This window comes from uncultured Brevundimonas sp., assembly GCF_963975535.1.
GTDB lineage: Bacteria > Pseudomonadota > Alphaproteobacteria > Caulobacterales > Caulobacteraceae > Brevundimonas.
This window is the reverse complement of record NZ_CAXBHE010000015.1, coordinates 1-18,584: the sequence shown is the minus strand read 5'-3', so window position 1 is coordinate 18,584 and position 18,584 is coordinate 1. Positions and strand designations below refer to the sequence as shown.

Here is an 18,584-nt window from a genome sequence, read left to right as displayed (position 1 = left end):
ATGGCCAGCAAGCGCATCACCATCGCGGTGAGGTTTTCGTGGTGGGTGCGGCCGTACCTGTACGGCGTGGCGCTCACCGCGTGGCTCACCGGGCTCACGCCGGACTACGAAAAAGTGAAGCGCACCGTGTTGCGCGGCACGCACGCCAAGGTGGTGCCCCATGCCGCTTGAAGGCTTCGCTGAGCTGGACGCCCAACTGGCCGCCCTGGGTGATGCCGTCACCGGCAAAGCGCTGCGCGCCATGGTGCGGGCGGGTGGCAACGTGGTGAAGAAAGAGGCGCAGGCCAACATCCCCGTGGGCACGCGCATGCACAAAACCTACAAGGGGCGGCTGGTGGCGCCGGGTTTTTCGAAGCGATCGGTGCGCGTGGTGACCAAGCTCGACCGAAGCGGGCAACGCGCCAGCGCCGCCATTGGCGTGCGGTCCGAGGCGTTCTATGCCGCCATCTTTGGCGAGCTGGGCACCTCGAAAACCCCGGCGCGGCCCTGGCTGCGCCCGGCCATGGCCAACACGCAGGCCGCGCAGATCGACGCCATGGGGCGCGCCGGGCTGCGCAGCATCAAGCGCGCCATCAATGGCCCGCAGCGGCGGCCTCGGACCCCGCGCAAATGATTTACGACGGCCTGTTTCAGCACTTGGCGGCTGACGCCGGCGTGGCCAACATCGTGGCCGTGCGGGATGAGGTGGACGAAGCCCAACGCTTTGCGCTCGCCGCGTTTGATGACGGCACCGCCACCGTGTTGGCGCTGGATGCCGACTCCGTGGCCGCAGTGCTGCTGCAAGGCCCGCCGCCGCGCATTTGGCCCATGGTCATCCCGCAAAGCGATGCCGGTCAGCAGCGCGTCCCGTGCATCGTTTACCAAACCATCAACCGTGAGCGGCAGGTGACCTACTGCGGCACCGCCGGGCTGGCGCGCACGCAGCAGCAGCTTGATGCCTACGCCCGCACCTACAACGGCGCGCAGGCGCTGGCGGGGGCGATAGAGGCCTGCCTGGTGGACTTTCGCGGACTCATGGGCGGCTACCTGGTGCAGCAAATCAGCCTCACCAACGAGCTCGACCTGATGGACCCCGAGCCCGGCCTGTACCGCGTGAGCATGGATTTTGAGATCTGGCACCAACGCCAACCGCAATAACCGCAACCCATTCACCCCCGAACCGCCGCAAGGCGGTTTTTTCGTTTCAGGCCCTTCACCGGGCCTTTTTTATTGGAGGCCGTCATGGCTGATGAGCTGATTGGTAACGACTTCAAATTCCAGATCGGCGACGGTGCCGAGCCGGAAGTATTCGCCGACATGTGCGCGGCCTTCGATGTGGGCGAGATTGGCGAAGAAAAATCGCTGATCGACATCACTACCCTGTGCGACGACATCATGCGGTATCGCAACGGCCTGGCCGATGGGCTCGAGATTCCGCTGCAGGTCAACGCCATCATGCAGGACGAGCAAATTCGCGCCCTGTACGACGCCTACAAAGGCAATACCACCGGCAACTACAAAATCATCACCAAGGCGCCGTTGCCTGAAGATGGTTTTCTGTTCCCCGCCATTGTCCGCGCGTGGCGTGTCAGCGCGCCGGTGAATGGCCGTTCGGCCATCAGCTTCACGCTCAAGATCGTGGGCGAGGTTGAGTGGGAACAGAGCACCGTCGCATGAGTTCGCTCATCGAAAAGCTGCTGGCCCGCGCCGCTGATGTGAAGACGGCCGAGGTGGATGCAGACGGCATCACCGTGCGCGTGCGCGAGCCCTCGGCGGCCGCGCACGCGTTGTTTCACGGCCTCAACAAGCAGGGCCGTGGCGATGAGGCCATGGCCCACTTGCTGCGTGCCTGCGTGATTGATGCCGACGGCGTCCCTTGCCTCACCGACGAGCAGGCCAAGGCGCTCAGCACCGGCCCCAGCGAGCTGGTGGTGCCCATTGCCGGGGCCATTCTGGAGTTCGTGCAGCGCCAAAAAAACGCTGACGCCCCAGGAGCTGATGCTGTGCCGGATCAGCCTGCTGCTGGGGCGGCCGCCGAGTGAAGTCATGGCCTTGCCGGTGAGCGATATGAACCTGCTCACCGCGTACTGGCAAGACGAGCCCTGGGGCCCGTGGCGCGACAACCTGCACGCGGGGCTCATTGCCTCGGCGGTTGCCAACTACGGCCCCAAAAAGCTGCGCCGCGTGATGTCGTGGAAAGACTTTTTGCTGAAACCCCGCATCGCCACCCAAACCCAAAACCGGGGCTCGCTACTCGCCGCCCTGCGAATGATGGCCAAGCCGCGCCCCAAAGGCGCAAAGGTGAAACCCAGTGACTGATCTTGCCAAGCTGGTCGTGCGGCTGGAGGCCGAGACGGCGAAGTACCAGGCCGAGTTGGGCAAGGCGCAGAAGAAGCTGGGCAACTTTGAAAAGAAGTCCAGCGAAGACCTCAAAAAGCTCGGTAAGCAATTCGGCCAACTGGCTGGCAGTGCGGCAACGGGCATGGGCGCGGTGGTGGCGGCGGTCACCTCTGGCGCGCGTGACATCGCCAACCAGGCGCGGGTAGCCAACGCGGGCGCTGAGGAATTTCAGCGGCTGGCCTTCGGCGCTCGTACCGTAGGCATCGAACAGGAAAAGCTCAGCGACATCCTCAAGGATGTGAACGACCGGGTGGGCGACTTCAACGCCACCGGCGCTGGGCCAATGGCGGACTTTTTCGAGGTCATCGCGCCCAAGGTGGGCGTGACGGCCGATGCCTTCCGCGACCTCAGCGGCCCGCAGGCGCTGCAGCTGTACTTCGACTCACTGGAGGCTGCGAACCTGTCGCAGGCCGACATGACGTTTTACCTGGAGGCCATGGCCTCCGACACCACCGCGCTTATTCCGCTGCTGCGAAATGGTGGACAGGAATTCAAAAACCTTGGCGACCGGGCTGAGCGCGTTGGTGCCGTGCTCAGTGATGAGGCGGTGGCAGCATCGGCAGAGTTTCAGGGCAACCTTAGCCTGCTCGGCAGCACGGCCGGCGGCTTCAGCAACCAGCTCACCACGGCCATGCTGCCCACACTGGTGCGGCTCAGTGAAGAGCTGGTCACCGTCACCGAAAAGGGTGACGCCACCGACACCATGGTCAGCGGCTTGGATATGGCCTTTCGGGTTGTCGTGGGCACCGTGACGGTTGCGCTTGCCTCCATCAACGCGGTGGGCAAGGCGCTGGGTGGTGTTATCGCCATTGCCGCCACCATCGCTGAAAAGCCGATTGATTTCTTTATTCCGGGTCGTAACGAAGAGCAGTTAACCCGCATTGGTGTCATCGCCAAAGAGATGTTTGGCGACGTCAGTGGCATCGCCAACGGCGCCTTCGATTCAATCATCAAGACCTTCGAAGAGCGCGGCGCGGAGCTTGAGAAGGGTGCAGAGAAAACCGGCCGCTCCGTAGGCCGCAAGCTGCTGCCCAACGCCAAAGAAATGGCGGCGCTCGTCACCGCCCAGCAATCCGCGCTCACCGAACTCACCGGCATGGCGGCCGACATGCAACAGCAGCTCGCCACCGCCGACATGGGCGAGTCGGCGCTCATGCGCTACCGGGTTCAGGTGGGTGACTTGTCGCGTGTGATCGCCGCCGCCGGCCCGCAGGGCGAGGCCTACGGCCAAATGCTGATCAACCTCAGCGAAGACATGGAGATGCACGCCGCGGCCGCCAAACTGGCGACGGATCAGCAGGCTGCTTACGACCGAATGATGCAAGAGGGCGCGGCCATCATCGAGGCCACCCGCACTCCGCTCGAAAGCTACATGGACACCGTGCGCCGCCTCAATGAGCTGGTGGCGGAAGGCGCCATTGATCAGCAAACCTACAACCGCGCCGTGGCCGACGCGCAGGACGCGCTGGACGACTCGAAAAAGAAGGCCGACATCTGGGCTGTGGCCATGGAGGAATCGGGCCGCAGTGCCGCCCGTAACGTGCAAAGCGAGCTGTCTGACATTTTGTTCGACCCCTTTGAGGATGGCCTAAAGGGCATGCTCAGCAGCTTTGTCGACATCATGCGTCGCATGGCTGCCGAAGCGGCTGCGGCAGGACTTGTCAATTCGGTGATCGGCCAGGGCGCCGGCGCGCTGGGTGCGTATTTCACCGGTGGTGGCGGGCCGCAGATGAACCCCGGCTTGAGCATCCCGATTGATGGCGGCCGCCAATACGGCGGCCCGGTGAAGTCGGGCGGGCTGTACGAGATCAACGAAGGCGGCGTGCCCGAGCTGCTCACCAGCGGCGGCAGCCAGTACCTGATGATGGCGGACGAGTCTGGCTTCGTCACGCCACTCAACAACGGCACCAACACGCTGATTGATGACGATGCCAGCGCGGGCAACGTGTACCTCAACATCACCAACCAGAGCAGCGTGCCCATCGATGCCCGGCAGGTGTCATCGCGCATGGGGCCGGGCAATGACAAGACGGTTGATATGGTCATCCGCGACATCGGCGAAGGCGGTCCCACCGCGCGCGCCCTTGAACGCACCTACGGCCTGCAACGCCGGGGCAGCTTCTGATGGCCGTGTGGCCCGCACTACTGCCGCAATGCCCGCTGCGCGAGGGCTATCAGGCCACCGAAGGCTGGGGCGTGATTCAAGCGCCGGTCGAAGGCCCGCAACTCACGCGGCTGCGCTACACCGCCACGCCGCGCCCGCGTTTGGCGTCGTTTTACCTCGACACCAACGCCCTGCGCGCTGAGTGGGAGACGTTCTACTACACCACCATTGCCCAGGGCGCGTTGCCGTTCGACGCCGCGTTTGAGGGCACCGAGGCGGTGCACGAATATCGCATCGTCGGCGCGCCCGAGGTGGCCCCGATGGGCGTGGGCTGGCGCCTCACCATGCAACTGGTGCGCCTGCCATGAGCCTCAGCGCTGCTGCCATTGCCGAGATGCTGCGGCAAAACTCAGCCGAGGTGTGGCTGCCGCTGTTGACCATCACGCATCCCGACCTCGCCACCGTGCGGGTGGTCAACAACACCGAGCCCCTTGTGAGCCGGGGCGATGCCTACGAGGCATTCCCGTTCGAGATTGCGCTGCCGTCTGACGTGGCTGATCGTCTGTCTGCCGTGCAGCTGCGCATCAGCAACGTGGATCGCCGGTTCGTTGAGGCCGTGCGCAGTCTGCCAACAATGCCGCGCGTGCGGCTTGAGGTGATTGCCGCCAGCCGCCCTGACGCGGTGGAAGTGGGGCCGTTCGAGTTCGAGATGGCCAGCGCGCAGTACAGCGTCGAGTCCATCGAGGCCACGCTGACCTACGAGCCAGTGATGCAGATGGCATTTCCGGCCGGCACGTTTGACCCGCAGCAATTCCCCGGTCTGTTCGGGCGGCCCAGCGGTGGTTGACGGCGCGCGCGCGGTGTCCGGCTACGTCGGCATCCCGTATGCCGACAAGGGGCGGGACGAGTCTGCCGGGCTCGACTGCTGGGGCCTGCTGCGGCTGTTCTACGCCGAACAGTTTGGGCACCGGCTGCCCAGTCATGACGGCCGCTACCTGAGCAGCGACAACCGCGCCGAGACCTGCGCCCTGGCGCGGTTTGAGATTGACCGCGCGTGGCATCCGGTGCAGATGCCCCATTGGGGCGATGCCGTGGTGCTCAACGTGCTGGGGCGCCCGTTTCATGTGGGCATATGCCTTGCCCGCCCTGATTTTTTGCACACCCTCGACCCCCATCAAGGGGCCGTTATCGACTCGCTGCGCTCGCCCGCCTGGGCGCGGCGAATCGATGGTTATTACCACTACCGAAAGGACTGAACAATGGCACTCCCATCCGAAGCAAAATTTTTCGCAGACCTCAGCGTTACTGCCGCTGAAAACGACGCCCATCTGCTCGCACTGCAGCAAGGCAGCCCGCCCGTTGGGGGCGCAACACCAACGCCTACCAGAAAGTGGAGCCTGCTGGCGCTGCGCACGTGGCTGCAAAACCACTTCGTGCGCGGGCCTGCCGCCGTCACCGCTGACCGGCTTGCCCTGTTCGATGGCACGACGGGGCGGTTGCTGAAACAGGCGGGCGGTGGAATCGGCCCCGGCCTGACGCAAGTGCCTACGGGGCAGGATTTGGTGAATGGCTTAACCCAAAGTGGTGGTGGCGGTGACGTGGGCACATTCGTTGCTTTTTTCATAAGCAACGAGGAATCAAACCGTATCTATTTACTTCTGGCGCGCGCAAATAGCGGTGATCGTGTCAACGGTACAGCGTTTTTGGGAGTAAATGGTCTTGACACGACTGCTGTAAATCGATCCGTACGACTAGATATTTTTATTGCAACCTCTTCGGGGTCGGCGGACATTGTTAGCGTTCAACAATCGTCTGGCAGTTCTGCGGGGCCGGATTCAGTTCCTTTTGTGAAATTGCTTACAGTAGATGTTGCTGGGACTGCGTGGTACGCAGTCAAAACAAACTCCTTTGTATTGCGTCGAGTGGGTTTTGTCGGGCGCCGAAACAATGATCTTTCCACTGATTTTTTGAGTGCTAAATTAGCCGCAGAATTGACAGAGGGCACTGAGCTATCTGTACTTGGAAATGGTGTTTCGTTTGCGGGCCGCCCCGGTGACAGTATAGGCGGCAACCAATCACTACATATTGCGGGCAATCCCGGTACCACTAAAGCGGTATTCGTGGATGCTAACGGCTTTATCAAGGAGGTTTAATCATGAAAGCAGCTATTAACATCAATGGCGCGGGTGAAATCACGACTCGCTCTGAAATGGCAGAATCAATTGAGTGCATTCGCACTGATGTAGGTGAATATGAAATCACCGGGGCTATTGGCATGGCTACCGACGGCTGGCGCACCGGTGTTCCGCGTGACGACGACGGTCAGCGAATGATCGGCGTTGAGATTGCCGAAGTCGAAGGCACCGTATTGGTGAGCACAAGCATCAACGGCACGCCCGCCGATATTCCAACGGGGCGCGTGTTGAGCATTCGGCTGGACGTTGCAGTGATTGAGCCCGAGCCCGAGCCCGAGCCCGCGTAACCGCTGCGCATGCTGTTCACCCAACCGCCCTTCGGCGGTTTTTTTGTTTCTGAGGCCCGTCAATGACCGAAGCTGCCGCCACCTTTCGCGCCACGATCAAGCCCCATCCGTTACGGGCGGGCGTGGTTGATGACCGCGTACCGGTGGGCTGTACGCTGGCCGACATGGGCGCGGGCGGGGCGGTGCTGGCGTTTGTCGAGGGCGAGCGGGCCGATGATTTGGGCTATGTGCCGCAGGTCGATCAGCATGTTGTTCTCATTGCCACGGCAGAGGGCGGCGGGGGCGGCAAAGACCCGCTGCGGCTGGCGGCCACGCTGGCGCTGGCGTTTGCGGCGCCGGGTATTGGCGCAGGGATTGCGGGCGCGGGGGCAAGTGCGGGCGCGGCTGCGGGCTGGGGGCTGGCCGTCAACTTGGCGGGCAATCTTGCGATCAATGCGCTCGTCCCGCCCAGCACGCAGTCACTCGACCGGTTCGACCCGCTCAAACCGTTTGAGGGCCTGCCCAACGCCAGCAATGCCCTGCAGCCCTTCGGGGTGATTCCGCGCCTGTACGGCACGCATCGGGTGTTCCCGCCGCAGGCGTCTCGGCCGTTCAGCGAGAGCGAGGGCAGTGATCAGTACCTGCGCATGTTGCTGTGCCTGGGCCACGGCCCGCTTGAGATTGACGGCCTGGCCCCCGGCCTGCACCGCGCGCCAGATGTGGGCGGCACCAGCACCGTGCCCGGCACCGTGCGCATTGGCGAAACGGCGCTGAATGAGTTTGCAGACTGGGAGCTTGAGTGGCTGCCGGGCGGTGACAGTGACCCGCCGCTGACGCTGTTCACTCGCAACGTGATCGAGGTCGCCCCCGAAGCGCCGGTGTTTGATGATGACGGCGTAACGGCGACCCGGACCGCCGCTGCGGGGCGGATGATCTCTGTCGATGTTGCGGCCCCTGCCGTCGTGTTTTTCCGCAATGGCCGGCCCAACCCAGCGGCGGCGAGTTTCACGATAGAAGTGCGCGCATCCGGCTCGGCCGGGCCGTGGCTGGTGGTGGCCCCGCCCGATGCCGAAGTGCCCGGCGATGTGCCGGGATTCGTTGCCGGCGACTGGCGCGAGGCGTACTCCGGCAACTATCCGTTGGTCGATGGCAACAATGATCCGGCCGGCGAGAATGTGCTGAACATCGTGAACACCATCGAGTCTCATCCCCCCGTCGGGCGGCGGTGGTTCATCAAGGGATCGGAGGTGAAACCCGTCAGCCTGAGCGTGCAAATCGAGCTGCCCACCAGCGCCGCGTACGACGTGCGGCTGACGCGACGTGAGAGCATCGACGGAAACTTTTTCGGAATAAACCTGGTCGATGCAGCAAATGTGGAGGCCGATTTTGCGTGGCGCGCGCTGCGCACCATCGGCGCCGACATTGCCCAGACCGTGCCGGCTGGGCTGGCGTTTCTGGCCCTGCGCATTCGCACCACAGACCAACTCAACGGCGTTGTCAACAACCTGAGCGTGGTGGCTCACGCCCCGCTGCCGGTGTGGAACGGCAGCGCCTGGGTGATGCAGCGCACCAGCAACCCGGCGTGGATCTATCGCGACGTGCTCACCGGCGCAGCCACCGGCCGCCCGCTGGACGTGGCGCGCGTGGACGACGATGCGCTGATCGACTGGGCCGCGCGCAACACGGCTGATGATCGCGAGTTCAACGGCATCTTCGACGGCCGCACCACGGTGTACGAAGCCGCGCGCAATGTCGCCAGCACCGGCCGCGCGGCGTTTTCGATTCGCGACGGGCTGTTCAGCGTCGTGGAAGATATGCCGGATAAGGTGCCGCGCCAGTTATTTACCCCGCGCAACTGCTGGGACTTTGGCGCGACCAAAACCTTCTCCCGCCCGCTGCACGCGCTCAAGGTCAAGTTCAAGGACCGGGACGCGGATTGGCAAGACAGCGAGCGCATCGTGTATGCCGACGGCTACAGCGAGGACGGCAGCGGCGGCACCGAGGTGGCCACCGAGTTTGAAAGTCTGGCGCTGTTTGGGCTCACCGATGAGCAGCAGGCGTTTATAGAGGGCCGCTACTTTCAGGCTGTGGCCGTGTTGCGCCCGGAGACGGCCACGTGGATGGCCGACATCGAAAACCTCGTGTGCCGCCGGGGCGACGTGGTGCGCTATCAGCACGACGCCATGTTGTTGGGGCTGGGTGCCGGGCGCATCAAGGCGACCACCGTCGGCAGCGTGACCCTGGACGAGTCGCTGACGGTGGAGGTGGGCAAAACCTACCAGTTGCGCATCCGGCGGGATGACGGCACCCAGTCGTTGTCGACCATCACCAACGCGCCCGGCACGCACAAAACCCTGACGCTCAACGGCGGCCTGCCGGCGGGCGTCAAGGTGGGTGACCTGGCCGCGTTCGGTGAAACCGGACTGGTCACGCAGGACTGGCTGATCACCGGCATGGAGCCGCAGGCCGACATGCAGGCCCGCATCACCGCCGTGCCCTACAGCTCGCTGCAGGTGTTCGACGCCGGGCCGATACCGCCGTATGACCCGCTCGTAACGCGGGCTGAAACGCGACCGCCCGAGCCGGTGATTGTCAACGTGCTGGCGGGCACTGATGCTGCGCTGCGCGGCAGCAACGGGTCGCGTACGCCACGCATCCTGGTGAGCTACGTGTTCCCCAGCTCGCCGGTGGGTGTGCCCTACGTTGAGGCCGCCCTGTTGCGCGCCAGCGAACGCACGTGGGAGATGCGCCCCTGGCAGCCCAACAGCGGGCTGTATACCTTTGTGATTGCCGACGCCAACGCCGACTACCGCGTGCGCATTCGCGGCGTGGCGGCAGACGGCACCGCAGGCCCGTGGGCCGAAGCCGTTGCGCTGGCCAAGGCCACCGGCGGCGAGGCGCTAAGCATCTCGCTTGTGGAGCAGATCAACACCCCCAGCACGCCCGAGGGTGACCTAAGCACCGTGGTGGCCACCGTAGAGCCGCCGGACCCCGAGGAGCCGGACGCCGAGGACTACTCCCACAGCGCAATCGACTACCGGCGCGTGGGCGATGTGGCGTGGCAAAGCGGCGGATTGACCGACCCCAACGGCCAAGCGCGAGTGGTGCTTGTGGCTGACGGTGCCACGTACGAGTTTCGCGCCCGAGCGGTGTCGATCGCGGGCATTGTTGATGACGACGGGCCGACGGAGCTCATCACCCTGACTGACGCCGCAGTGCCGGTGCCAGACCCGGATGCCGGCGCAACGCCCGACGCGGCGCTGAATGTTGCCAATCTGAGGATTGCGGGTTTTGCGCCGACGGTGAGTGAGTTCAACGGCGCCGACGCCCCGCTTGAATGGGATGCCGTGACCGGCGCGCAGGACTACCGCGTGCGCATCTTCAGCGCCGGTGGCTCGCCGGTGCAGCTGCGCTTGCAGTACGTGCGCGCGCCGCGCTTTACTTACACCTACGCGCAAAACGCGCTGGACGCCGAAGCCGCTGGGCTGGCCGGGCCGCAGCGTGAGTTTCTGGTTGAGGTGATGGCGCGCTCGCGTGATGGCCGCATCAGCGCCACGCCCGCCGAAAAGCAGGCGATCAATCCTGCGCCGGTGTTGCCGGGTGACTTTATCGCCACGGCGTTTTTTAGCGCCATCGAAATGCAGTACAGCACACCGGACGATGGCGACTATGCCGGCGTACGCGTGCACATGAGCACCACCGAGGGCTTTACGCCCGGCCCCGACAACGTGGTGTATGACGGCGGCACCGAGATGCCCATCATCGTGCAGGGGCTTGAGGCCGGCACGACGTATTACTACCGCCTGGTGCTGCGCGATTTGTTTGGCCCCGGCCCGGCGTCTGATGAGTTTGAGAGCACAACTCAGGGATTGCCGTGGGAAGACAACGTGCCGCCTACGGTGCCCACCGGGCTGACCCTGCGCAGCGAGGTGCAAGAGGCCGACCTTTACACCAGCGCCGCACTGATTGCCGAGTGGGAGGCTGCCACCGACAACAGCGGCCGGCTGTTTTACGAAATCGAATACTGGACTGACGAAGCCGAGGTGGCCGCCGACACCCGCTCTGGCAATGAGGAAGAAGCGTTCGTGCTGGCCATGTTTGATGGCAGCGACACCGTGGCCGTGGGGCTCGAAGAGGGCGCGGTGGCCGGCGGCATTTTCCGTGACGCGACCGTGGCCACCAGCTACACCGTGTTCCCTGCGCGCGTGGGTGCGACGTACTACTTCCGCGTGCGGGCGGTGGATTACAGCGGCAACGCGTCGGACTGGTCGGGCCTGCGACAGCACACCATTGTCGGCGACACCACGCCGCCGGCGGTGCCCACGGGCCTGACCCTGACCGGCGGGCTCGACAAGGCGGTGCTGCGGTGGACCAACCCGCCCGATACCGACTGGCTGCAAACCCGCGTGCATCGCGGCACCAGCGGACTGTTTACGGCCGGGCCGCAAAACCTGATCGCGGAGACGCGCGGCAGCGTGTACGTGGATACCCCGCTGGTGCCGGGCATCAACTACTGGTATCGCCTGGTGGCGGTGGACAGCAGCGGCAATGCCAGCGCCGCCACAGCAGCGACCGGACCGGTGCAGGCCATCCGCATTGACCCGGTCAACGTCGAAGACTTTCTGGCGCCGAACACGATTGACCCGGACCGATTCACCCAAGCCTTCCGCGACCAGGTGGCTGGCATTGAAAGCAACATCGGCGGCATCGATGCGCAACTGGGAGTGATCGACACCACCCTGACCGATTTGCAGGCCGACGTGACCGGCCTCGACGGATTGGTGGCCGGGCTGGACGATTCGGTTGACGACCTGGCCGCCGCGCAGGCCGCGCAAGCGGGGCAGATCAACAGCATCCAGGCAGAGCTTGCCGACCTTCTCAACACGCCGGACTTTGATACCGGCAACGATTACCTGATCAACGACGCCGTGGTGTTTGACGGCAAGTTATACCGTGCCATTGCGGACCAGACCGCGCCGTCTGTGGCGCCGCCCGACGTGGCGTTTTGGGAGTTGATCGGCGACTTTGCGAGCATCGGCGAAGCGGTGGCGGCCAACACCGCAGCCATCTCGCTGCTCGAAACCGAAGTGACCGACCAGGACGGTCGCATCACCAGCAACGCGACGGCCATCACCGGGCTGATCAGCGACGTGACGGCGGTCGAGACGGGGCAGGCGGCGCAGGCCACGGCCATCACCGCGCTGGAAACCACGACGACGCAGCAGGGCAACGACATTTCCAGCAACGCCAACGCGATCACGGCCGTGGCCGCTGAACTTGACGCTGCCGAGCAGGACATCACCGCGCTGTCGGATGCCTTCACGAGCCTGGATGCCACGGTCTCGACGCAGGGCACGCAGATCACGGCCAACAGCAGCGCGATCACCAGTCTGCAGGCCGATCTGCAGACTGCCGAAAGCGGCATCGCGGCCAACGCCACGGCCATCAGCGGGCTGCAAACCACCACCACCGCGCAGGCCGGGCTGATTGCCGCCAACGCGTCTGACATCACTGCGCTTGAGGCCGATGTCAGCAGCCTGGAAACCGGGCAGGCCGGGCAGGCGAGCGCCATCAGTGCGCTGCAGGCAGAGGTGACCTCGCAGGACGGCCGCATCACCGCCAACGCGAGCGACATTACCCAACTGCAGACGGACGTGACGGCCGTCGAGGGTGAGGCAGCGGCCAACGCCACGGCCATCAGCGGGCTGCAAACCACCACCACCACGCAAGCAGGTTTGATTGCCGCCAACGCGAGTGACATCACTGCGCTTGAGGCCGATGTCAGCAGCCTGGAAACCGGGCAGGCCGGGCAGGCGAGCGCCATCAGTGCGCTGCAGGCAGAGGTGACCTCGCAGGGCGATGACATCACGGCAAACGCCAGCGACATCACCGGGTTGCAGGCTGATCTGAGCGATGCAGAGGGCAACATTGCCGTGTCGGCGGCGGCCATCAGTGCGCTTGAGACGACGACCACCCAGCAGGGCACTGACATTTCCGCCAACGCCAGCAACATTGCGGCGCTGCAGGTGGGGTTGACGGCGGCAGAGGGCGACATCACCGCCAACGCCGGGGCCATCAACACCCTGGAAGCGGAGGTGACCGAGCAGGACGGCCGCATCACCGCCAACACGGCAGACATCACTGGTCTGACGGCAGTCGTCGAGGACCCGGTGACGGGTGTTGCCGCGAACGCCGACGCCATCAGCACGCTCGAAACCACCGTGACGCAGCAGGGCGAGGACATCGAAGCGACGGCAGGGGACGTGACCGCGATATTTGCCGACCTGACCGTGCCGGAGTTCGGTCTGAGCGCCGATGCGGGGTCCGTGCTCGCGCTGTCGGATGAAAGCGGCGCGGCGGTTGCTGCGGGTGCGCGGCTGGCAACGGCGGGCGCAATCGAATCGCTGCAAGTCACGGTGTCGCAGCAGGGTGATGAACTCGTGTCAACGTCATCGCAGGTGACGGCGCTCGAATCCGAGGTTGTCGCCCTGGGCGGCACGGTCTCGGGGAACAGCACGTCGATCAGCAGCCTGACGACGACTGTGACGCAGCAGGGTGCTGACATCACGTCGAACGCGACGGCGATCACGGCGCTCCAATCGGGTTTGCAGGACATCGATGGCGACGTTGCGGCGAATGCGTCGGCGATCACCGGGTTGCAGACGACGGTGACGCAGCAGGGCACTGACATCACGTCGAACAGTGCTGCAATCACGGCGGTTGAGGCCAGCATCACAACGCTGCAGGGCGACGTGAGCGGCAATGCAAGCGCGATCAGCGGCCTTGACGCGACGGTGACGAGCCAGGGCGGTTCGATCAGTGCAAACGCCAGCGCAATTACAGCGCTCAGCACCGAGGTGGATGACAACACGGCGTCGATCACCAGCGCGATGGCCAGCATCGACGGCATCGAGGCGCAGTTTTCGATTCGCGCCAACGTCAATGGCCGCATCACCGGATTTGGGTTGATTGCTGGGGGTGCCACGACGACGTTCGGGATTCTGGCGGATCGTTTCATCGTCGTGGACCCGTCTGACAATTCGACGGCCCAAGCGCCGTTCGAAATTGTGGGCGGCTCGGTCTACATAAAAAGCGCGTTCATCCGCAATCTGGACGCCGGGGACATTACGACCGGCACGCTGGCAGCGGCCCGCATTGCATCTGGCAGCATCACGGCAGACAAGCTGACTGTGAGCACGCTTTCGGCGCTGTCGGCGAATCTGGGCACCGTGACCGCAGGATTGCTGATTGGCGCGACTTTCGTGACGACGGAAACCGGTGCCCGTGTTCAGATCGACAAATTCAACGGCATTCGCACGGTCAACAGCAGCAACCAGACCACCGCACAACTGAGCCTCAACGGCGCCGGGTTTTTGGGCGTGGGTGGCAGTGCGATTTCGTGGAATGCAGCAGGCACGGTCACTGTGCCCGGCACCCTGATTGCCGGTGACATCATCGGCAACACCTTCCGCACCGCGACCAGCGGTTGGCGCGTGGAGGTGGGTCCTAGCCTCACCGGTAGCACGGTGCTGCGCTACACCAACGGCACAACGACGCGGCTATCGCTGGATCAATTTGGCAACCTCAATGTGACCGGGGCGGTTACCGGGTCAACGATCACGGGGGGCGTGCTGCGCACGTCGGCCTTTGGGACGCGTGTGCAGATTGATAGCTCTGACAACTCGCTAAAGTTTTTCCAGGGCGCGTCGCAGGTCATCCACCTGGGGACGCAAGCGGCCACCCTGCCGCCCGACCTGGGCGGCGGCTCCCTCGATATTTCGCTGCTGATTGCGCCGCCGACCGGCGTTGCGCCTCTCTACTGCGCCGCAGTGGGGGCATTCACGTCGGCCGGAACGTTTTACAACGGCTCGACCAACGGCATCGGCCTCAACGTGCGGTCTGGCGGCCGCAGCATGTTTGCCGAAACTACCGGAACAAATGCGATTTACGCAAGGTCGCGTGGCAGCAGCGCAATCGTGATGGAGCTTGCGGTGTTGAGCTCGGGCGGGAACACGGTGGGCCTGCTTGCTGACGCGGGATTGGGCACGGGCGCGAAGGTTGGTGGCGAATCCGCCGATCTGTGGCTGACGAGCACGCATCAATCAAACATTGGCGGGCATATCAGGTTCCAGGTTGGGGCCTCGTTCGGCCGTCCAACGTGGACCGCCCCCGAGGGCACGCTTGTGGGGCGCCGTGAATCATCCGGCAGCGGCTTCCGCCTTTGGATTCAAACGACGCCCGGCAGCGGTAGCAGCTGGCTTGGACTTGCAACTTTCTAGGAGGCGACATGACGCAACAAATTAGAGCGCAGCACATCGATGAGCTGACCAAAACCGATGCCCAGCTTTACCGGCTGCAGGACCGCCGCAAAGAGCTGCTGGCCATCATCGCCACGCTTGATGCGGTGGATGCCGAGGCGGCGAAGGCGGCGGATAAGGCCGAGCCAGTCCAATGAGCCTCGCGCGCTACGCCCTGCCGCTGGCCGTGCTCCCGCTGGCATGGTCAACCGTCGCCTATGCCTCCACCGATTCACTGACCGGACGTGATGTCGCGCTGGCGCTCATCGGCATCGTGCTCGGCCTGATCGGCGCGTACGTCAAAGGCATGGAGCGCGGGCTTGAGCGGCGGCTGGACCAGCACGGCAAGGACATCGAAAAGCAGGCGACGAAGATCGGCAGCATCGGCGAAACGATGTTTCGTGATTACCAGCCAAAGTCCGAGATGAGCGCCGCAATGGCCCCGCTGCATGAGTCGATCGGGCGGGTCGAAGGCGCGGTGACCTCACTGCATAAGCGGATGGATCGCCATCTGACGGGGAGGGCTGACGGATGACCCCTGACACGATCATTGACGGCATCTTGCGCGCCGAGGGCAGTGCGTACACCAACGATCCTGCGGACAGCGGCGGCCCGACGAAGTGGGGCATCACGCAAGCCACGCTGTCGGCCTTTCGCGGCTATCCCGTCACGCCCGACGAAGTGGCAGCCCTGACCGAAGCCGAGGCGCGGCAGATATATCTCAAGCGCTATTGGCTTGAGCCGCGAATCAATCTGCTGGGCGCGCATTCCATGAAGGTCGCCGCCGAGGTGATGGACACGGGCGTCAACGCCGGGCCATCGGTTGCTGTGAGCATGTTGCAGCGGGCACTAAATGCGTTCAACGACCGGGGCCAGCTCTACGCTGATCTGATCGTTGACGGCAAAGCAGGCCCGGCCACTGCCGCAGCGTTGGCGGCGTTTCTGCGTCGTCGCGGGGTGTCGGGCGAGGACGTTCTACACGTGGCGCTCAACTGCCTACAGGGCGCGTTTTACACCGACTTGGTGGAGCGGCGAGAGAAAGACGAGCGCTTTTATTTCGGTTGGCTGCGCGAGCGGGTGGCCCATCAGCTATGACCTCGCCCCTGTCCCGATTCGGCGGCCGGCGGTTTCTGCTGACGGTCGGCTGCGGCGTGGTCACGAGCGTGCTGGTGTGGTTCGGCAAGGTCAGCGACGGGGTTTATAGCGCCGTCATCATCGCCACGGTTGCCGCCTACATCACGGGCGGCACCGCGCAAAAGATCACACAACAGCAACCGGGGGCGCCCCTTGCGGGCGATGAGCGTGGATGACGACCAACAAGCAACCGCCGACTTCTACGCCCGCGAGGCGGTCAACGTGAGCGAGGCCGTCGCCAGCGTGAAGCGACTGGAAGCGTTCCACGCCACTCCGACGGTCGAAAACGGCGAAACGGTGATCGGATGGCTGTGGCGCATTGCCCGCGCGCCGCTGTCGCCGCACGTGGCCGAAACGCAACTGCGCGCCGATCTGTACGCGGTGTCACGCCAGTTGCGCGGGCGCATCTTCTCGCTGCCCGAGCTAGATCCGCAGCGCGCGGCCGTGGTGCTGCACGTGGCGCTTGTGATCGGCAGCGGCGCCCTGATGGCCGAGTCCGACCTGTGGGATGCCCTGCGGCGCGCTGACTACAACGCGGCCAGTGATTGCCTGCTGCTGAGTCGATGGCCGGCGATGGCCGGCGACGACATCACCGAACGCCGCCGGGTGCTGGCCATGGCCCGACAGATGCGCGACGGGGTGCCGGCATGACGCGCGAAACGGCGCTGTCGCTGATCCTCGCCGGGGTGGTGGGCGTGTTCGGCTACCGCCTGGGCGTGGGCGATGCCCCGGTAATCGAGCGAGTCGAGTACCGCCCCGCTGTCGTGCAAGCCGACGGCAGCGTGATCGCCGAACGCGACCCCACGCCGCCCGCCGAGCCGGCACCGCACCGCATCCCGCGCGGCAACGTCGAGGTGCGCCGCGTCGAGATCGAGGTGCAGCCCGACGCGCCCGGCTGCCCGGTGTGCCGGGTTGACCTGTCGTTGGTGCGCGACACCGAGGGCGGGCAGCGGGTGATTACGTCCAGCCCCGACGGCACTGTGACGCGGGCGCTCGATGTGCCGATCTATCCAGCGCTGTTGCCGCCGCCCGTAAGGCCGTGGGCGGCTGGCATCTGGCACGACCCGATCAACGAGGGTTTCGGTGTATGGGGTGAGCGCGACATCTCGCGCATCCGGGTGGGGGCGTCCGCCGGGTATGACGACGTGGCCGGGCCGCGAGCTGATCTTAGGGTGGGTTGGACGTTTGGGGGGTGAGCGCGGCGGCGTCAGGGCGTTGGCAAGGGTGGGGTGGCGGTTTTAGCTGCCCGGCGAATCCCCTCGCTCACGTTGCCGTCGCCGATCTCCCGCAGGCGATCCACGGTGGCGCGATCCAGCCGCACGTTGATGCGCACGTCGCCCACGGTCGGGCGGCCTGAGTTTGGGCGAGCGCCGCCGTGTTTAGCCACTTGCGGCCACCACAGCGGCTTCGGCTTTGCGCTGATCCAGCGTGCGCACTCGCCCGGCGTTGATTTGCACGAGGATACCAGCGCCTGTCCGCGCCAGTGCGCCAACTTCTCCGGTAGGGCGGGCGACGGTGCCCAGCATTTTCATGCCGGGCATTGGCGTGGGCTGATAAATCTGCCACCCCGAACCGAGGGTGGCAGTGATGCGTCGGGCCGAGTTATTCATGTGGCGCGATCACGATCTCGGGCGCGCCGCAGGCCAGCGCCCCGATAATCTCGATGCGCACCGACTGCGGTCCGCGCTCCCCCAGATTGCCGCCACAGCTGCATCCAGAGACGGGGCACAGCGCGCGGCGTGCCCGGATGACCTGCCCTGCGGTCAGCGGACGACCAAGTGTGGCGCGGATGGTTGTCTGCGTGCCGTGGAAGTCGTTGGTGATTTTCATGGCTTCCATCCCTCAGAGGATGATGTTGTCGACTTCGAAGCGGCCCGGGCCGTTGCGGGTAGGCATGGCGGCGGCGCCTTCGGCGCCTTCGATGTTGCGAAGCTCGCCGTCCCGGATGCCCCAGCCGATCTGAGTGGCGGCGAAGTCGCCGTTAAGTTCGCCGTCCCACGTGCGGCTGTCCGGGTTCCACTTGAGCCCGGCGGCCTTGAGTTCTTTCTTCCACTTGAAGGTATTTCCGGTGATTTTCATGGTGTTTCTCCAACCTCTCATTCCGGGAGGTGCCGGGTCAGCGGGCTGCTGATGGGCCTATTGTACAGACAAAATCAAGGGGCGCAAGTGTTTTGCAAAATTATTTTGCAGGCGCCCAAGGCGACCGGGT

The 18,584-nt window shown here is 64.7% G+C and carries 22 protein-coding genes; 19 read left to right on the top strand and 3 right to left on the bottom strand.

All coding sequences use genetic code 11. From position 1 onward, the window contains the following. The 19 genes from AACZ75_RS14950 (at window position 1) to AACZ75_RS14860 (ending at window position 17,571) form a co-directional block, all read left to right on the top strand. Window positions 1-171: a hypothetical protein gene (locus AACZ75_RS14950; RefSeq protein ID WP_339873934.1), complete on the top strand. Its 171-nt coding sequence runs from the start codon at window positions 1-3 to the stop codon at window positions 169-171. Then, the gene (locus AACZ75_RS14945) at window positions 161-613 is read left to right on the top strand and encodes an HK97-gp10 family putative phage morphogenesis protein (RefSeq protein WP_339873933.1); all 453 of its coding nucleotides are present in this window, start codon (window positions 161-163) and stop codon (window positions 611-613) included. Before AACZ75_RS14950 ends, AACZ75_RS14945 begins: the two co-directional genes overlap by 11 nt. Further along, window positions 610-1,137: a DUF3168 domain-containing protein gene (locus AACZ75_RS14940; protein ID WP_339873931.1), complete on the top strand. Its 528-nt coding sequence runs from the start codon at window positions 610-612 to the stop codon at window positions 1,135-1,137. The genes AACZ75_RS14945 and AACZ75_RS14940 overlap by 4 nt, the downstream gene beginning before the upstream one ends. A gap of 84 nt (window positions 1,138-1,221) precedes the next feature. Next, window positions 1,222-1,656 (top strand): phage tail tube protein, encoded by a 435-nt coding sequence (locus AACZ75_RS14935; protein WP_339873929.1) that lies wholly within the window; start codon window positions 1,222-1,224, stop codon window positions 1,654-1,656. Continuing rightward, a complete protein-coding gene (locus AACZ75_RS14930) occupies window positions 1,653-2,021 on the top strand; it encodes a hypothetical protein (protein ID WP_339873927.1) in 369 nt (122 codons plus the stop codon). The genes AACZ75_RS14935 and AACZ75_RS14930 overlap by 4 nt, the downstream gene beginning before the upstream one ends. Next, entirely contained in the window at window positions 1,978-2,298 is a 321-nt protein-coding gene (locus AACZ75_RS14925; protein WP_339873926.1) for a hypothetical protein, read from the top strand. Before AACZ75_RS14930 ends, AACZ75_RS14925 begins: the two co-directional genes overlap by 44 nt. Continuing rightward, window positions 2,291-4,504, top strand: coding sequence for a hypothetical protein (locus AACZ75_RS14920; protein WP_339873924.1), 2,214 nt, complete (start codon window positions 2,291-2,293; stop codon window positions 4,502-4,504). The genes AACZ75_RS14925 and AACZ75_RS14920 overlap by 8 nt, the downstream gene beginning before the upstream one ends. Beyond that, window positions 4,504-4,851: a hypothetical protein gene (locus AACZ75_RS14915; protein WP_339873922.1), complete on the top strand. Its 348-nt coding sequence runs from the start codon at window positions 4,504-4,506 to the stop codon at window positions 4,849-4,851. Before AACZ75_RS14920 ends, AACZ75_RS14915 begins: the two co-directional genes overlap by 1 nt. Continuing rightward, entirely contained in the window at window positions 4,848-5,330 is a 483-nt protein-coding gene (locus tag AACZ75_RS14910; protein ID WP_339873920.1) for a DUF1833 family protein, read from the top strand. Before AACZ75_RS14915 ends, AACZ75_RS14910 begins: the two co-directional genes overlap by 4 nt. Window positions 5,331-5,343: 13 nt before the next feature. Continuing rightward, a complete protein-coding gene (locus AACZ75_RS14905) occupies window positions 5,344-5,739 on the top strand; it encodes an NlpC/P60 family protein (protein ID WP_339873918.1) in 396 nt (131 codons plus the stop codon). A 3-nt stretch (window positions 5,740-5,742) separates the two neighbouring features. Next, window positions 5,743-6,636 carry a hypothetical protein gene (locus tag AACZ75_RS14900; RefSeq protein ID WP_339873916.1) on the top strand — a complete coding sequence of 298 codons (894 nt, stop codon included), beginning with the start codon at window positions 5,743-5,745 and terminating at the stop codon, window positions 6,634-6,636. Between the two features lie 2 nt (window positions 6,637-6,638). Next, the gene (locus AACZ75_RS14895; RefSeq protein WP_339873915.1) at window positions 6,639-6,965 is read left to right on the top strand and encodes a hypothetical protein; all 327 of its coding nucleotides are present in this window, start codon (window positions 6,639-6,641) and stop codon (window positions 6,963-6,965) included. Between the two features lie 62 nt (window positions 6,966-7,027). Then, window positions 7,028-15,223 carry a host specificity factor TipJ family phage tail protein gene (locus AACZ75_RS14890; protein WP_339873914.1) on the top strand — a complete coding sequence of 2,732 codons (8,196 nt, stop codon included), beginning with the start codon at window positions 7,028-7,030 and terminating at the stop codon, window positions 15,221-15,223. Window positions 15,224-15,231: 8 nt separating this feature from the next. After that, a complete protein-coding gene (locus AACZ75_RS14885; RefSeq protein ID WP_339873913.1) occupies window positions 15,232-15,399 on the top strand; it encodes a hypothetical protein in 168 nt (55 codons plus the stop codon). Further along, window positions 15,396-15,776 carry a hypothetical protein gene (locus AACZ75_RS14880; RefSeq protein ID WP_339873911.1) on the top strand — a complete coding sequence of 127 codons (381 nt, stop codon included), beginning with the start codon at window positions 15,396-15,398 and terminating at the stop codon, window positions 15,774-15,776. The genes AACZ75_RS14885 and AACZ75_RS14880 overlap by 4 nt, the downstream gene beginning before the upstream one ends. Next, window positions 15,773-16,336 (top strand): glycosyl hydrolase 108 family protein, encoded by a 564-nt coding sequence (locus AACZ75_RS14875; protein WP_339873909.1) that lies wholly within the window; start codon window positions 15,773-15,775, stop codon window positions 16,334-16,336. Before AACZ75_RS14880 ends, AACZ75_RS14875 begins: the two co-directional genes overlap by 4 nt. Further along, on the top strand, window positions 16,333-16,551 hold the full coding sequence (locus AACZ75_RS14870) for a hypothetical protein (RefSeq protein ID WP_339873907.1): 219 nt from the start codon (window positions 16,333-16,335) through the stop codon (window positions 16,549-16,551). The genes AACZ75_RS14875 and AACZ75_RS14870 overlap by 4 nt, the downstream gene beginning before the upstream one ends. Continuing rightward, a complete protein-coding gene (locus AACZ75_RS14865) occupies window positions 16,544-17,026 on the top strand; it encodes a hypothetical protein (protein ID WP_339873905.1) in 483 nt (160 codons plus the stop codon). The genes AACZ75_RS14870 and AACZ75_RS14865 overlap by 8 nt, the downstream gene beginning before the upstream one ends. Beyond that, window positions 17,023-17,571, top strand: a complete 549-nt coding sequence (locus AACZ75_RS14860) for a hypothetical protein (RefSeq protein WP_339873903.1) — start codon at window positions 17,023-17,025, stop codon at window positions 17,569-17,571. Before AACZ75_RS14865 ends, AACZ75_RS14860 begins: the two co-directional genes overlap by 4 nt. Window positions 17,572-17,582: 11 nt before the next feature. On the opposite strand, the gene AACZ75_RS14855 is transcribed toward AACZ75_RS14860, so the two are convergent. The 3 genes from AACZ75_RS14855 to AACZ75_RS14845 form a co-directional block, all read right to left on the bottom strand. Next, window positions 17,583-17,717 carry a hypothetical protein gene (locus tag AACZ75_RS14855; RefSeq protein WP_339873901.1) on the bottom strand — a complete coding sequence of 45 codons (135 nt, stop codon included), beginning with the start codon at window positions 17,715-17,717 and terminating at the stop codon, window positions 17,583-17,585. 260 nt (window positions 17,718-17,977) lie between these two features. Next, window positions 17,978-18,205 (bottom strand): hypothetical protein, encoded by a 228-nt coding sequence (locus AACZ75_RS14850; protein ID WP_339873899.1) that lies wholly within the window; start codon window positions 18,203-18,205, stop codon window positions 17,978-17,980. Window positions 18,206-18,217: 12 nt separating this feature from the next. After that, a complete protein-coding gene (locus AACZ75_RS14845; protein WP_339873898.1) occupies window positions 18,218-18,454 on the bottom strand; it encodes a hypothetical protein in 237 nt (78 codons plus the stop codon). Window positions 18,455-18,584: the final 130 nt, after the last annotated feature.

Coding starts and splice junctions, on each gene's coding strand:
- AACZ75_RS14950 (WP_339873934.1), top strand. CDS start 1: ATGGCCAGCAAGCGCATCACCATCGCGGTGAGGTTTTCGTGGTGGGTG.
- AACZ75_RS14945 (WP_339873933.1), top strand. CDS start 161: ATGCCGCTTGAAGGCTTCGCTGAGCTGGACGCCCAACTGGCCGCCCTG.
- AACZ75_RS14940 (WP_339873931.1), top strand. CDS start 610: ATGATTTACGACGGCCTGTTTCAGCACTTGGCGGCTGACGCCGGCGTG.
- AACZ75_RS14935 (WP_339873929.1), top strand. CDS start 1,222: ATGGCTGATGAGCTGATTGGTAACGACTTCAAATTCCAGATCGGCGAC.
- AACZ75_RS14930 (WP_339873927.1), top strand. CDS start 1,653: ATGAGTTCGCTCATCGAAAAGCTGCTGGCCCGCGCCGCTGATGTGAAG.
- AACZ75_RS14925 (WP_339873926.1), top strand. CDS start 1,978: ATGCTGTGCCGGATCAGCCTGCTGCTGGGGCGGCCGCCGAGTGAAGTC.
- AACZ75_RS14915 (WP_339873922.1), top strand. CDS start 4,504: ATGGCCGTGTGGCCCGCACTACTGCCGCAATGCCCGCTGCGCGAGGGC.
- AACZ75_RS14910 (WP_339873920.1), top strand. CDS start 4,848: ATGAGCCTCAGCGCTGCTGCCATTGCCGAGATGCTGCGGCAAAACTCA.
- AACZ75_RS14900 (WP_339873916.1), top strand. CDS start 5,743: ATGGCACTCCCATCCGAAGCAAAATTTTTCGCAGACCTCAGCGTTACT.
- AACZ75_RS14895 (WP_339873915.1), top strand. CDS start 6,639: ATGAAAGCAGCTATTAACATCAATGGCGCGGGTGAAATCACGACTCGC.
- AACZ75_RS14890 (WP_339873914.1), top strand. CDS start 7,028: ATGACCGAAGCTGCCGCCACCTTTCGCGCCACGATCAAGCCCCATCCG.
- AACZ75_RS14885 (WP_339873913.1), top strand. CDS start 15,232: ATGACGCAACAAATTAGAGCGCAGCACATCGATGAGCTGACCAAAACC.
- AACZ75_RS14880 (WP_339873911.1), top strand. CDS start 15,396: ATGAGCCTCGCGCGCTACGCCCTGCCGCTGGCCGTGCTCCCGCTGGCA.
- AACZ75_RS14875 (WP_339873909.1), top strand. CDS start 15,773: ATGACCCCTGACACGATCATTGACGGCATCTTGCGCGCCGAGGGCAGT.
- AACZ75_RS14870 (WP_339873907.1), top strand. CDS start 16,333: ATGACCTCGCCCCTGTCCCGATTCGGCGGCCGGCGGTTTCTGCTGACG.
- AACZ75_RS14860 (WP_339873903.1), top strand. CDS start 17,023: ATGACGCGCGAAACGGCGCTGTCGCTGATCCTCGCCGGGGTGGTGGGC.
- AACZ75_RS14850 (WP_339873899.1), bottom strand. CDS start 18,205: ATGAAAATCACCAACGACTTCCACGGCACGCAGACAACCATCCGCGCC.
- AACZ75_RS14845 (WP_339873898.1), bottom strand. CDS start 18,454: ATGAAAATCACCGGAAATACCTTCAAGTGGAAGAAAGAACTCAAGGCC.